We start from the raw sequence: 12,691 nt of genomic DNA on the forward strand, positions 1-12,691 counted from the left end.
CACACCGCTTCGCTTCCCGAGAGCGCGTTCCTGCGCGGTCTCGAAGAGGGCAAGCTGCTCGGCGCTCGAACCGGCAAGGACGGCAAGGTGTACTTCCCGCCGAAGGAAGCAGACCCGGCGACCGGCCTCGAACTCGACAACTTCCTCGAGCTGCCCGACAAGGGCACGGTGACGACGTTCGCGATCATCAACATCCCGTTCGCCGGCCAGCGCATCAAGCCGCCGTACGTCGCCGCCTACGTCCTGCTCGACGGCGCCGATATCGCGTTCCTACACCTGATTCAGGAGATCGACGCCACCGAGGTGCGAATGGGCATGCGGGTGGAGGCGGTGTGGAAGCCCCGCGAGGAGTGGGGTCTGGGCATCGACAACATCGAATACTTCAAGCCGACCGGCGAACCTGACGCCGACTACGACACCTACAAGCATCACCTCTAAGCACCACCTATCAAAGGGAATAACGTGACCGATCGCGATGTAGCTGTCGTCGGATTCGCCCATGCGCCGCATGTGCGACGCACCGACGGCACCACCAATGGCGTCGAGATGCTGATGCCGTGCTTCCACGCGCTTTACGACGAACTCGGGCTCGAGCAGACCGACATTGGTTTCTGGTGCTCCGGATCGTCGGATTACCTTGCCGGACGGGCATTTTCGTTCATCTCTGCGATCGACTCGATTGGGGCGGTGCCGCCGATCAACGAATCGCACGTGGAGATGGACGCCGCGTGGGCGCTGTATGAGGCCTACATCAAAGTGCTGACCGGTCAGGTCGACACCGCGCTGGTCTACGGCTTCGGCAAGTCTTCGGCCGGGACGCTGCGCCGGGTGCTGTCGTTGCAGACCGATCCGTACACCGTCGCGCCGCTGTGGCCGGACTCGGTGTCGATGGCGGGGCTGCAGGCCCGCTTCGGCTTGGACGCTGGCAAGTGGACGGCCGAGCAGATGGCACAAGTGGCGCTGGATACGTTCGCCGTTGCCGAGCGCACCGATTCAGAGAAGCCGGCGAAGAGCATCGACGAGCTGCTGGCCCGCCCGTTCTTCGCCGATCCCCTTCGACGCCATGACATTGCGCCGATCACCGATGGCGCGGCGGCAATCGTGCTGGCGGCCGGCGACAAGGCCCGCGAGCTGCGGAAGAACCCGGCGTGGATCACCGGGATCGAGCACCGCATCGAGACCCCGGTCCTCGGTGCCCGCGACCTGACCACGTCCCCGTCGACGGAGGCGTCAGCCAAGGCCGCAACGGGCGGGGACGCCGGCTCGATCGAGGTGGCCGAGATCTACGCGCCGTTCACCCATCAGCAGCTGATCCTGACCGAGGCTATCGGCCTGCCGTCGTCGACGAAGGTCAACCCATCGGGCGGTGCACTGGCGGCCAACCCGATGTTCTGCGCCGGGTTGGAGCGCATCGGCTTTGCGGCACAACATATTTTCTCTCGCTCCGCAGGCCGGGTGCTCGCGCATGCGACTAGCGGCCCGGTATTGCAACAGAATCTCGTCGCCGTGCTGGAAGGGAAATAACATGGCGCCCCAGATCGCTGCGGTGCTCGGCACCGGGCAGACGAAGTACGTCGCCAAGCGCCAGGACGTCTCGATGAACGGCCTCGTTCGCGAGGCGATCGATAAGGCGTTGTCCGACTCCGGGTCGACCATGGACGACATCGACGCGGTGGTGGTCGGTAAGGCGCCGGACTTCTTCGAGGGCGTCATGATGCCGGAGCTGTTCATGGCCGACGCTATGGGCGCGACCGGCAAGCCGCTGATCCGGGTGCACACCGCGGGTTCGGTGGGCGGGTCGACCGGTGTGGTGGCGGCCAGCCTGGTGCAGTCGGGCAAGTACCGCCGCGTGCTCGCGATGGCGTGGGAGAAGCAGTCCGAGTCGAATGCCATGTGGGCGTTGAGCATTCCGGTGCCGTTTACCAAGCCGGTCGGCGCCGGTGCGGGGGGCTACTTCGCTCCGCACGTGCGCTCCTACATCCGCCGATCCGGCGCGCCGACGCACATCGGGGCCATGGTGGCGGTCAAGGACCGCCGCAATGGCGCCAAGAATCCGTTGGCACACTTGCATCAACCGGACATCACGCTGGAAAAGGTGATGGCGTCGCAGATGCTGTGGGACCCCATTCGCTTCGACGAAACCTGCCCGTCGTCCGACGGCGCCTGTGCGGTGGTGATCGGCAACGAGGACATCGCCGACAAGCGGGTCGCGGAAGGTCATCCGGTGGCATGGATTCACGCCACCGCGTTGCGCACCGAACCGCTGGCGTACTCCGGCCGCGACCAGGTCAACCCGCAGGCCGGGCGCGATGCCGCCAAGGCACTGTGGAAGGCGGCAGGCATTACCAGCCCGATCGACGAGATCGACGCCGCCGAGATCTACGTGCCGTTCTCGTGGTTTGAGCCGATGTGGTTGGAGAACCTCGGGTTCGCACCCGAGGGCGAAGGCTGGAAGCTCACCGAAGCGGGCGAAACCGAGATCGGCGGGCGGATCCCGCTCAACGCCTCTGGCGGGGTGCTGTCGTCGAACCCGATCGGTGCGTCCGGTCTGATCCGGTTCGCCGAGGCGGCCATCCAGGTGATGGGCAAGGCGGGCGATCACCAGGTCCCGAACGCACGCAAGGCACTTGGCCACGCCTACGGCGGCGGCTCGCAGTATTACTCGATGTGGGTAGTGGGGGCCGATAAGCCGTGAAGTACACCTGCAGTATCGCGATGGGCCCGATCGATCAGCTGGTCGACATCGCCAGAACCGCCGAAGAGGTGGGATTCGACGCGATCGCGCTGCCGGACTCGCTGTTCTACATGGAGAAGGCCGCCGCCGACTATCCGTACACCCCCGATGGATCCCGGATGTGGAACGAGGACACGCCGTGGGTCGATCCACTGATCGCCGCCGGCGCGATGGGCGCGGTCACCTCGAAGCTGTTCTTCTACACCAACGTGATGAAGCTGGGCTCCCGCAATCCGCTGTTGCTGGCGCGCCAGGTCGGTTCGGTTGCCAACCTGACCCACAACAGGTTCGGCTTCGGTGTCGGCATCGGCTGGGCACCAGAAGAATTCGAGTGGTGCGGGGTGCCGTACGCGCGCCGGGGCAAGCGCGTCGACGAGATGATCGAGGTCATCAAACTCGTGCTGGACGGCGGGATGGTCGAATTCCACGGTGATTTCTACGATTTCGACAAACTGCAGATGAGCCCGTCCCCGACCAAGCCGGTACCGTTTTACGTCGGCGGTCACACCGATGTCGCACTCAAGCGTGCCGCGCGGGTGAGCGATGGGTGGACCAGCGCCATGATGACCTGTGAGCAGCTTGGCGAGACCATCGGCAAGCTCAAGGCCCTGCTCGCCGAATACGACCGTGCGGATGTGCCTTTCGAATACCAGGCGGTCTGCATCGACAAGTTCGGTGTGGATGGTCACCGCCAACTGGCCGACGTCGGCGTCACCGACAACATCGTCATCCCCTGGGTTTACCCCGAGTTTGGCGGACTCGGCTTCGATGCGCCGATAGAGAAGAAGAAGGATTCGTTGAAACGGTTCGCCGATACCTATATCCACTCGGGATGGCAAGACACATGACGCGCGCCGGCGACGATGCAGAACGAAGCGATGAGGAGGAGCGGCGCCCGATGAGCACAGCACTGGCCCACCTCGCCGGCAAGCGCTCCCGCGACGCGGTGGGGGCCAGAGATAAAGATGCGTGGCTGGCGGTGTTCGCCGACGACGCCATCGTCGAGGACCCGATCGGCCCGTCGCATTTCGACCCTGAGGGCAAGGGGCATCGCGGCCGCGACGCCATCTCGGCGTTCTGGGACAAGGCGATTGCGCCGACGGACAAGATCGAGTTCCACTTCCACGACACCTACCAGTGCGGCAATGAAGAAGCCAACGTCGGCCACATCCTGATCACGGCGGCCGGGCACCAGGTCACCGCGGAAGGGGTGTTCACCTATAAGGCCAACGCCGACGGCCAGTTGGTGGCGCTGCGCGCGTACTGGGAGGTTGACCAGGCAACCGCGAGCGCGCGCAAGATCTGAACCCAGCACTGCTCTCCGCCGTGATCACATTATGGACGGCGCGGACGAGCCCGTTCCCAGGAACGAACCCGTACGGGTGCGGGGCGACTTCGACGCGCCGTCACGCTGGCTATGGCTGTTCAAGTGGTGCGTGCTCGCGGTGCCGCACTATCCGATACTGATCCTGCTCTACCTGGCCTTCCCGCTGCTGACCATCGTTGCCGGCGTCGCCATCTTGTTCACCGGACGGTATCCGCGTCCGCTCTTCGACTTCAATGTCGGAGTGCTGCGCTGGTCGTGGCGGGTGATGAACTACCGATTCCCGATGAACAGCACCGACAAATACCCGCCTTTCACGCTCGCGTCTCGGCCTGATTACCCCGGCGACCTGCAGGTCGACTATCCGGAACGGCTTACGCATTGGGCCGTGCTGGTCAAGTGGTGGCTACTGGCGTTGCCTCAGATACTCATCTGTTGGGCGATGGAGCCGCTGCTGCAGCTGCTGTGCGTCATCGCCCCGTTCTGGCTGTTGTTTACCGGCACTATCCCGCGGGGCATGTCCGACGTTCTCCTGGGCATCGTTCGATGGCGTTATCGGGTGGCCGTGTACGTCTCGTTGATGCGCGACGAATATCCGCCTTTCCGCATGGATCTGGGTAACTTTTGGGTGGGAAATGACCCGCCGTAATCCGCTATTTCCGTACGTCTATCGACTCGGCATGCCAATCTTTGACCGGCTGTTCTATCGTCGGTATCGGCGCGAGGCGATGAGCAATGCGACCGGCCGGTTGCTAATGGTAGGCCTGGGCCCGGGTACCGACTTGATGTTCCTTCCGCCCGCGGTGACGTCGGTCGCGGCCGTTGAGCCAGAGCCTGCAATGCGCCGAATGGCTTCAGCGCTGGCTCGCCGCGCCAACATTGCCGTCGACATCGTCGACGGTATCGGCGAATCGATTCCCTTCCCGGACAACAGTTTTGACTCGGTGCATGTCGGGCTGGTGCTGTGCTCCGTCGACAATGTGGCCGCTACCCTCCACGAGATCCGCCGAGTCCTCGCTCCCGGGGGCAGATTGGTCGTTCTCGAGCATGTCCGCGGGGACGGGCTGATGGGTCGGTTCCAGGACCTGATCGCCAAGCCGTGGTCGTGGCTGGCTTCCGGTTGCGAGCCGAACCGCCGAACCATCGACGCCATTGCCGCAGCCGGGTTCGATACCGGGGGATTACGCAACACCCGACGCACCCTGGTGCCGCCGCCGTGCACTCCTCATCTGCAAGGATTCGCCACCGTTATCGAATGAACGCGGGTTCACCGATAAGGCAATCGTTATCTGCTGTTCAGCTTTTGTTAAGCTTTTATCTATCCGTTGTTGATCGGCGACACGTGTATCCGGTATGGCCGAACATTCCGCGCGGTTTCTGATGGGGCGGATCGCACCAGGTGAGGGGGTGTCGCTCACCTTCTCTTAGGTCTACGCTCAGGTTTTACTAACAGTGAGCTAGATCACACTCTCACTCTCGATTCCAGATCGCCGTCTCACTCTCGATTGGAGTCTCCAATGAGCGCTCGACGCATGACACTCGTTCTCGGCACCGCCGCCGGTGCTCTGCTGGCCACCGGGCTCATCCCATTGGCAACCGCCGCCTCCGCCCGAGCCGACGGTGAGGACATCAGCCCAGCAGCGGACCCGGGCTTTATCTCCGCCACCGACCCACTACTTGCCCTCCTTGGCGTCACGGACATCGGAGCTGCCGACCCTGGCGAAAATTTTGAGGGGATGATTCTGAACATTCCGTCTCTCGACATCACAGATGTGTTGACGTCTGGAGCAGACCCCGATGATAACTTGGCTCTACTTGGGGTGGCCCTGCCCGATGACTCGGGCATAGGGATGGCCGGCGTGACAGTCAACACGTTCGTCGACACGATGAACCCAGCCCTCGACAGCTCATTCACTATCCCTTTCACGGATCCCCTCTCAGGGCTGTGGGACATCCTCGTTGCGAACGACTTCTTTGGCCTCTGAGGTGGACAGCCGAACTGAGATCGCCGTCGCCCTACTCGACGCCGACCGCCTCGATGATGTTGAGTCGCGCCGCGCGTCGGGCCGGCGGCAGCGAGCCAAGCAGGCTGATCGCCAGCGCGCCCGCGGTGAACACGAGTGCCATCGGGCTCGGCCGGAAGCCAACGGTGAAGTTCATCATGTCCCCGCTGACCAGGCTGTAGAGCCACTGATCCGTCAGGCCGAATAAAAGTCCGCAGACGCCACCGACGACACCGATGGCGGCCGCCTCGGCCAGGATCATCTGCACGGTGAACCGCCGACTGGTTCCCATCGCCCGCAGCACCCCAATTTCACGACGCCGTTCGAGCACCGAGAGCGTCAACGTGTTGAAAAGTGCTACCGCCGCAACGAATACCACGATGATCCAAACGGCGTTGGCGATGAACATGCTCTGATGCAGCGGCGCCTCGAGGCCCGCCAGTGCGGTGCGACCGTTGTATACGTAGTTCGGCGCAGGCACTATATGGCGCACGTCGGCCAACACGCGACTGGGATTCACGCCTGCGGCCGCGGTGATTTGGAGTGCTGTCGCCGCCGGACGGTCGAACCACTCCTTCATCCGAGCGAGGTCGATCCCGACGGTCCCGATGACCGTCGAGAAGTACGGCACCAGGGCCAGCACAGCCGTCCGCCGCGGGCCATGCGGCGTCTGCAGCTGCAGGTCGTCGCCGACCCGGACGTGCAGAGTTTTGCCGAGGTTCTGCGAAAGCACCACGCCCCGACCGGCGAGTACCGCGTTGCGTATCGGCTCACCGAGCGCGCGGTAGAGCGGATCGGCGGTCCCGGCCGAAAACCCGTCCAGCATCACGCGGGTGCCCCCGACCTCAGCGAACCCGAATGCGCCCTCGGTGACACGCTTTACGCCTGGCAACCCGGCTACCTTGCTGGCAAGGCCTTGCGGCAGGGCGTCGACGGCATAGCTATCGGGCGCATCCGCGCTCACCCACACGTCGACACCTGCGACCGGTGCGAAGATGGCGCGCGCCGAGCGGATCATGTCGGCATTCGCACCGGTGATCACGACAGTGGTGACCACTGCGATGAGCACGGTCATCACCGTGGCCCACACCCGCCGCGGCGCACGCTCGATTGTCGCAGCCGCGAGTCGCCCAACCGATCCGAACATCCGGGCTGTCGCCGCAGTCGCTTTGACGATGGCCGCGGTGAGCGCGAAGCCCAGCGCGATCTCAGCAGTGAACAGAGCAAAGACCGCGGCGAATGCGAATGTGCCGCGTTGGCCGACAACAACCACGATCGATGCCGCGAACATCGCAACGGCTGCAATCCCGCATGCCATCCGCAGCCATCGCGGCACGAAATCCGCGGCTGAGACCCCGACGGGCGCCAAGGCCTCGATCGGTGAAACCTTGTACACCTGCCGCGCAGCCATCGCCGACGCAGCCGCGCTAGTCAGCACCGTCGCCACCAGCGCCACCGGTATCGCGTAGCGGGGCAGCCAGTACTCCACCCGAGCTTCGAGACCTTGGGTTATCGCCGGAGGCAATCGACCAATCGCCACACGGCCCATGATGATTCCGATGCCCGACCCGACCGCTCCACCGATTACTCCGAGAATCGCGGCTTCGGCGAGCAAATCGCGAACGATGGTGACGCGTCGGCCTCCGATCGCGCGCAGCATCGAGATGACCGGCCGGCGTTGGGTGATCGCCATCGTCATCGTGGTGTAAATCAGGAACGCGCCGACCACCAACGCAACTCCCGCACCCATCAACGCCATGTAGTTCATCAGCTTGACGCCGTCGCCGGCTCGGGCTGCCCGCATGCTCGGATCTGCAACGATTGCCCGGCCCTTCACGGCGGCCGTGACAGCGGCGCGCACTGCTGCGAGATTGACACCGGACTTTGTCGTGATCAGTATCGAGTCGAGTCGGCCTTCTCGCCCGGTTATGTTCTGTGCCAGAGCAAGTGGAGCCAGCACGTAATGTCCGCCGTTGAGGTCCGCAAGCTGCTTGCCGGTAAGCACTTCCGTGACTGCGACCGAGGCCGAGCCCAGCCGGAATGTCTCGCCTTTGGCATGACCGACACCGGGCCCAACCTGGACACCGTTGGGATTGGCGGACAACGTCTTTATTGGCTTCGCGACGGCGTCTTTCAAGGCGCCACCCAACGCAGCACTGCTCTTGTCTGCGCCGAACAGCAGAACCGGACCTGATGCCGTGGACGCTGAAGTCCGAATCATCGGTGCCGCGGTCGCGACACCCGGAACCGCGGCGACATCGGCGGTTATCGTGTCGGGAAATCCTGCGTCGGTGATACCCGACACCTCGAGCGCCGCGATTCCCGCGATCCCATCGGCCAACCGGTTGACCGATCCGGTGATCGACCCGAAGATGCCGAATACCGCGACCAGATACATTGCGGACACCGCCATTACGGCGATCGAGGCCGTCGTGCGCCGACGATGCACAACGAGTTCGCGAAGGCTGAATACCCGTAGCCGACTCGCCGTAGCCGCGATGGCCGAGCCCGGTCTCATCCCGCAACCGCTGACAACTCATCGGAGCCGACGCGACCATCCTGGAGTGTGATCACCCGGTCCGTCGCCGCGGCGGCGTCCGAGTTGTGGGTCACCATCACCACCAGCCGCCTGCCGCCGTCCTCACGTGCCACCTCGGCAAGGAGCGCCAAGATCGCAGCACCAGTTGCGGAATCGAGGTTCCCGGTTGGCTCGTCCGCGAGAATCAGCGATGGAGACATCATCAATGCCCGCGCTACGGCGACCCGCTGCATTTGGCCGCCCGATAATTCCGTCGGCCGGTGCAGTGCCCGGCTACCGAGCCCGACCCGCTCCAGCAGCCGGACCGCGTCCGATTTCACCCTGCCCAAACGGACACCGTCGAGCAGTTTCGGGACGGCGACGTTCTCCCACGCGGAGAGGGTTGGCAACAGGTTGAAGAACTGAAAGACGAAGCCCACGCGATGATGGCGGAATTCGGACTGTTGTTCATCGCTGAGTCGGCCAATCTCGTCGCCGTCGAATTTGATGGACCCGGAATCCGGTGAGTCCAGCGCGCCGAGCAGATGCAGCAGCGTGCTCTTACCCGCCCCCGACGGCCCGACTACCGACACAAACTGCCCACCGCCGAACCACAGGCTGATCTTGTCGAGCGCGCGCACGGGCTGACCGCCGACCCTGTACTCACGCACCACGTCGCGCAGTTCGATGGTCAGCTCTTGCTTGGGCTTATCGCAGATATCGGGTCGTCTGATCATGCTCCTCCCGTGAGAACGCAAACGTCAGCGCTGCAGCGGCGACCGGCTGCCATTCCCGCGCGACAACATGCCCCGAAGGCGCTGCTACGGACTACAACGAGTCTCAGCGGCAATCGGTTCAATCGATCTGAAGCGTGAACATCGTTGATTTGCAACATTTCGTGGGCTGAAATTTGGCCGCTTTCAGCCCATTGGACCGTTGTATGATGTCGTCTTACGGTGCCACGGATGTCGAGGACATGATGGCCGGTCAAACTGAAAGCGCGGCCAGCGGGGGTTTGTTCGAACGCTCCGCCGACGAAATCAAGATGCTTGCAAGATCTTTGACAGAAGCCAACCGCTCTGCACCCACGAAGGAGAACTGATCCGATGCCGCTGCCCGCGCTTGAAGACATCGCCGCCCACACCGGCAGCAGCAAGCCGATCGAGGGTTTGACCCGCATCGAGACCAGCCCGCGGGAGGAGGCCACCCCGATCATTATGGAGATGATGCACTCGGTGTACCCGCACGACGAGGTATTCGGCCAGTACATCACCATCAACGACTACATCGACTGCCCGCCCGATGAGCTGTTCGCCTATATGGCCGATACCCGCTGTTTAGAGGAGTGGACCTACAGCCTGCGCGGCTTCACCGAGACCGATGAACCGGGGTTGTGGCTGGCCTACGACCGGCTGGGGTCGGAGACCACGATCTACACCCGCACCCGGGCGAACGAGCAGGCGCGCACCGTGGACTATCAGTGCGCGTGGGATCAGGGCAAGCACCTTTGGATGGTCTATCTCATGCGTGTCATCGACGCGCAGGAGGTGTTCGACAAGCCCGGCTCGGTGGTGTTGTGGACCAACTGCCACCACCCCTTCTACGACCACAACCCGTATCCGGACGCTGCGCCGCCGGATCGGCCGGTCTGGGTAGGTGACTTCTGGGATATGTTCGGCGCCGGCCACTTGCTGGAGCTGAAAAACCTCAAGGCCATCGCCGAATACCGTCACCAGAACGGGCTGCCGGTGACGCCGGACTGGATGCGATAAGCCTCCGATACCCCGCTTGCACGAAAGCTCGTTTCTCGCAGGGCTAAACGGGTTCCAGCCCGGTCAGATAGCGCTGCGCCAGGTCCTGATAGGCCTTCGGGTTCACCTTCACCCACATCTCGGCGCCAGTGCCCGCGATCGGACCCTTGACCGTGGCCGGCGCCCCGACCACGAGGACCTCGTCGGGGATCTTGGTACCGCCGATCACCAGTGCGCCCGCTGCAATGAGGCTGCGCTTGCCGATCACCGCGCCGTCGAGCACGGTGGCGTGGTTGGCGATCAGAGTCTCGGCTCCGACGTGGACGCCGTGGATGACGCACATGTGCGCCACGGTGGCGCCCGGACCGATGTCGACCGGGATGCCCGGCGGCGAGTGCAGCACCGATCCGTCTTGCACATTCGCACCTTCGCGCACGATGACGGGCGCATAGTCGCCACGCAGCACGGTGTTGAACCACACCGACGCACCGGCCTCGATCGTGACATCGCCGATCAAGGTGGCGGTCGGCGCGACGAAGGCAGTGGGATCGACGTTCGGCGATCGGCCTTCGAACGAAAACAGCGGCATCGTTCACATATACCCCAGGCTGGGTACTCCGGCGTCAGGACCTGATTAACCGGCACTACAGGCCGCCGTCGTTGCGCTGTGATTGCGCTACCGCGCAGGAAAACTGTAACGTGTTCTAGTTAGAAGCTGACAGTTGGAGGCGTCATGGCTACCGAGACGGCCGGTATTCGCGAGATCGACGCCGGCACCCTGCCCGACCGCTATGCCCGGGGCTGGCACTGCCTTGGCCCGGTCAAGGACTACCTGGACGGCGAGCCGCACGGGATCGAGGCATTCGGCACCCACCTCGTGGTGTTTGCCGACTCGCACGGCGACGTGCACGTGCTCGACGGCTACTGCCGGCACATGGGCGGCAACCTGGCCCAGGGCACCGTCAAGGGCGACGAAGTCGCCTGCCCGTTCCACGACTGGCGCTGGGGCGGCGACGGCAAATGCAAGCTGGTGCCCTACGCCAAGCGCACGCCGCGACTGGCCCGCACCCGATCCTGGACCACCGACGTGCGCGGCGGCCTGCTGTTCGTCTGGCATGACGTCGAGGGCAATCCGCCCCAGCCCGAGGTGCAGATCCCGGAGATTCCCGAGGCGGCCAGTGACGAGTGGACCGAATGGCGGTGGAACTCGATCCTGATCGAAGGATCGAACTGTCGCGACATCATTGACAACGTCACCGACATGGCGCACTTCTTCTACATTCACTTCGGCCTGCCGACGTATTTCAAGAACGTCTTCGAGGACCACATCGCCTCACAGTATCTGCACAATGTCGGGCGGCCCGACGTCAACGATCTGGGCACGTCATACGGTGAGGCGCACCTGGATTCGGAGGCGTCTTACTTCGGCCCGTCGTTCATGATCAACTGGCTGCACAACAAGTACGGCGACTACAAGGCCGAGTCGATCCTGATCAACTGCCACTACCCGGTAACCCAGGATTCGTTCATGCTGCAGTGGGGTGTCATCGTCGAAAAGCCCAAGGGCATGGACGAGCCGATGACGGACAAACTGGCCAGAGTCTTCACCGAGGGCGTCAGCAAGGGTTTCCTGCAGGACGTCGAGATCTGGAAGCACAAGACCCGCATCGACAATCCGCTGCTGGTCGAGGAGGATGGCGCCGTCTACCAGATGCGACGGTGGTATCAGCAGTTCTACGTAGATGTAGCCGATGTCACCGCTGATATGACCGACCGCTTCGAGATCGAGGTGGACACCACCATCGCCAACGAGAAGTGGCACGTCGAGGTCGAGGAAAACCTGCAACGGCAGGCCTCTGAAGAAGAAGCAAAGACGGAGCAGCCCGCGACATGAGCCCGCTCGAGGAGCCGCCCGACGTCGATCGGCTGGCCCGGTCGATGCTAATGCTCCATGGCGATCACGACAGCCATGACGAGCCGGAACCGGCCGCTCGTGGCCGACGCGCCGGATCCTGGTCCAAGGCACCGGCTTTCGCTGATGACCCGGAACGCGCAGCCGAGGTGCGTGAGGCCACCCGGGCCGACCGCACCCGTTACCTCACGTCGGGCCTGCAGCCGGTGGACTGCCGGTTCTGCCATGCCAGGGTCAACGTCAAGCGATTGGGGCCGGGGCACACCGCGGTGCAGTGGAACACCGAAGCGTCGCATCGCTGCGGGTATTTCGCCGAACTACGCGCGACCGGAGTCGACAGCGCGCGCACTCGGTCCTGCCCGAAACTGGCCGACAGCATTGAACATGCCGTTGCCGAAGGTTGTTTGGAGGCGGTGTCCACCGCCCCTCCCGCCGGCGACGGCTAGCTG

At 63.8% G+C, this 12,691-nt stretch carries 14 protein-coding genes; 11 read left to right on the top strand and 3 right to left on the bottom strand.

What is annotated here, in order from left to right:
* The 8 genes from VNW74_RS13690 to VNW74_RS13725 all read left to right on the top strand — a co-directional run.
* Nucleotides 1–438 (top strand): Zn-ribbon domain-containing OB-fold protein (locus VNW74_RS13690; RefSeq protein ID WP_325677642.1); only part of this gene is annotated, 438 nt, incomplete at its 5' end.
* Between the two features lie 24 nt (nucleotides 439–462).
* Entirely contained in the window at nucleotides 463–1,524 is a 1,062-nt protein-coding gene (locus VNW74_RS13695) for a thiolase domain-containing protein (protein ID WP_325677644.1), read from the top strand.
* 1 nt (nucleotide 1,525) lies between these two features.
* On the top strand, nucleotides 1,526–2,695 hold the full coding sequence (locus tag VNW74_RS13700; RefSeq protein WP_325677646.1) for a thiolase domain-containing protein: 1,170 nt from the start codon (nucleotides 1,526–1,528) through the stop codon (nucleotides 2,693–2,695).
* Nucleotides 2,692–3,582 (top strand): TIGR03619 family F420-dependent LLM class oxidoreductase, encoded by an 891-nt coding sequence (locus tag VNW74_RS13705; RefSeq protein WP_325677649.1) that lies wholly within the window; start codon nucleotides 2,692–2,694, stop codon nucleotides 3,580–3,582. The genes VNW74_RS13700 and VNW74_RS13705 overlap by 4 nt, the downstream gene beginning before the upstream one ends.
* Before the next feature lie 50 nt (nucleotides 3,583–3,632).
* Complete coding sequence (locus VNW74_RS13710) at nucleotides 3,633–4,040, top strand: nuclear transport factor 2 family protein (RefSeq protein ID WP_325677716.1); 408 nt, start codon at nucleotides 3,633–3,635, stop codon at nucleotides 4,038–4,040.
* A gap of 76 nt (nucleotides 4,041–4,116) precedes the next feature.
* Nucleotides 4,117–4,707 (top strand): DUF4389 domain-containing protein, encoded by a 591-nt coding sequence (locus VNW74_RS13715; protein WP_325677718.1) that lies wholly within the window; start codon nucleotides 4,117–4,119, stop codon nucleotides 4,705–4,707.
* Nucleotides 4,694–5,317, top strand: coding sequence for a class I SAM-dependent methyltransferase (locus VNW74_RS13720; protein WP_325677651.1), 624 nt, complete (start codon nucleotides 4,694–4,696; stop codon nucleotides 5,315–5,317). The genes VNW74_RS13715 and VNW74_RS13720 overlap by 14 nt, the downstream gene beginning before the upstream one ends.
* 273 nt (nucleotides 5,318–5,590) lie before the next feature.
* Nucleotides 5,591–6,043, top strand: a complete 453-nt coding sequence (locus VNW74_RS13725; protein WP_325677653.1) for a hypothetical protein — start codon at nucleotides 5,591–5,593, stop codon at nucleotides 6,041–6,043.
* Nucleotides 6,044–6,074: 31 nt separating this feature from the next.
* Here the strand turns inward: VNW74_RS13725 and VNW74_RS13730 are convergent, their stop codons facing one another.
* Together VNW74_RS13730 and VNW74_RS13735 are read right to left on the bottom strand one after the other, a co-directional pair.
* Nucleotides 6,075–8,579, bottom strand: a complete 2,505-nt coding sequence (locus VNW74_RS13730; protein WP_325677655.1) for an FtsX-like permease family protein — start codon at nucleotides 8,577–8,579, stop codon at nucleotides 6,075–6,077.
* Nucleotides 8,576–9,274 (bottom strand): ABC transporter ATP-binding protein, encoded by a 699-nt coding sequence (locus tag VNW74_RS13735; protein WP_325677720.1) that lies wholly within the window; start codon nucleotides 9,272–9,274, stop codon nucleotides 8,576–8,578. Before VNW74_RS13735 ends, VNW74_RS13730 begins: the two co-directional genes overlap by 4 nt.
* Before the next feature lie 411 nt (nucleotides 9,275–9,685).
* Between VNW74_RS13735 and VNW74_RS13740 the strand changes: the two genes are divergently transcribed.
* Nucleotides 9,686–10,351, top strand: coding sequence for an SRPBCC family protein (locus VNW74_RS13740; RefSeq protein ID WP_325677657.1), 666 nt, complete (start codon nucleotides 9,686–9,688; stop codon nucleotides 10,349–10,351).
* Between the two features lie 43 nt (nucleotides 10,352–10,394).
* On the opposite strand, the gene VNW74_RS13745 is transcribed toward VNW74_RS13740, so the two are convergent.
* A complete protein-coding gene (locus VNW74_RS13745; RefSeq protein WP_325677659.1) occupies nucleotides 10,395–10,919 on the bottom strand; it encodes a gamma carbonic anhydrase family protein in 525 nt (174 codons plus the stop codon).
* A 144-nt stretch (nucleotides 10,920–11,063) separates the two neighbouring features.
* Between VNW74_RS13745 and VNW74_RS13750 the strand changes: the two genes are divergently transcribed.
* On the top strand, nucleotides 11,064–12,224 hold the full coding sequence (locus VNW74_RS13750) for a Rieske 2Fe-2S domain-containing protein (RefSeq protein ID WP_325677661.1): 1,161 nt from the start codon (nucleotides 11,064–11,066) through the stop codon (nucleotides 12,222–12,224).
* Nucleotides 12,221–12,688 carry a hypothetical protein gene (locus VNW74_RS13755; RefSeq protein WP_325677663.1) on the top strand — a complete coding sequence of 156 codons (468 nt, stop codon included), beginning with the start codon at nucleotides 12,221–12,223 and terminating at the stop codon, nucleotides 12,686–12,688. Before VNW74_RS13750 ends, VNW74_RS13755 begins: the two co-directional genes overlap by 4 nt.
* Nucleotides 12,689–12,691 lie beyond the last annotated feature (3 nt).

This window comes from Mycobacterium sp., assembly GCF_035570115.1.
In the GTDB taxonomy this organism is placed as follows: Bacteria; Actinomycetota; Actinomycetes; order Mycobacteriales; family Mycobacteriaceae; genus Mycobacterium.

Excerpts from the sequence above, each read along its gene's own strand:
- VNW74_RS13700 (WP_325677646.1), top strand. The coding sequence starts at position 1,526 with ATGGCGCCCCAGATCGCTGCGGTGCTCGGCACCGGGCAGACGAAGTAC.
- VNW74_RS13710 (WP_325677716.1), top strand. The coding sequence starts at position 3,633 with ATGAGCACAGCACTGGCCCACCTCGCCGGCAAGCGCTCCCGCGACGCG.
- VNW74_RS13720 (WP_325677651.1), top strand. The coding sequence starts at position 4,694 with ATGACCCGCCGTAATCCGCTATTTCCGTACGTCTATCGACTCGGCATG.
- VNW74_RS13725 (WP_325677653.1), top strand. The coding sequence starts at position 5,591 with ATGACACTCGTTCTCGGCACCGCCGCCGGTGCTCTGCTGGCCACCGGG.
- VNW74_RS13730 (WP_325677655.1), bottom strand. The coding sequence starts at position 8,579 with ATGAGACCGGGCTCGGCCATCGCGGCTACGGCGAGTCGGCTACGGGTA.
- VNW74_RS13740 (WP_325677657.1), top strand. The coding sequence starts at position 9,686 with ATGCCGCTGCCCGCGCTTGAAGACATCGCCGCCCACACCGGCAGCAGC.
- VNW74_RS13745 (WP_325677659.1), bottom strand. The coding sequence starts at position 10,919 with ATGCCGCTGTTTTCGTTCGAAGGCCGATCGCCGAACGTCGATCCCACT.
- VNW74_RS13750 (WP_325677661.1), top strand. The coding sequence starts at position 11,064 with ATGGCTACCGAGACGGCCGGTATTCGCGAGATCGACGCCGGCACCCTG.
- VNW74_RS13755 (WP_325677663.1), top strand. The coding sequence starts at position 12,221 with ATGAGCCCGCTCGAGGAGCCGCCCGACGTCGATCGGCTGGCCCGGTCG.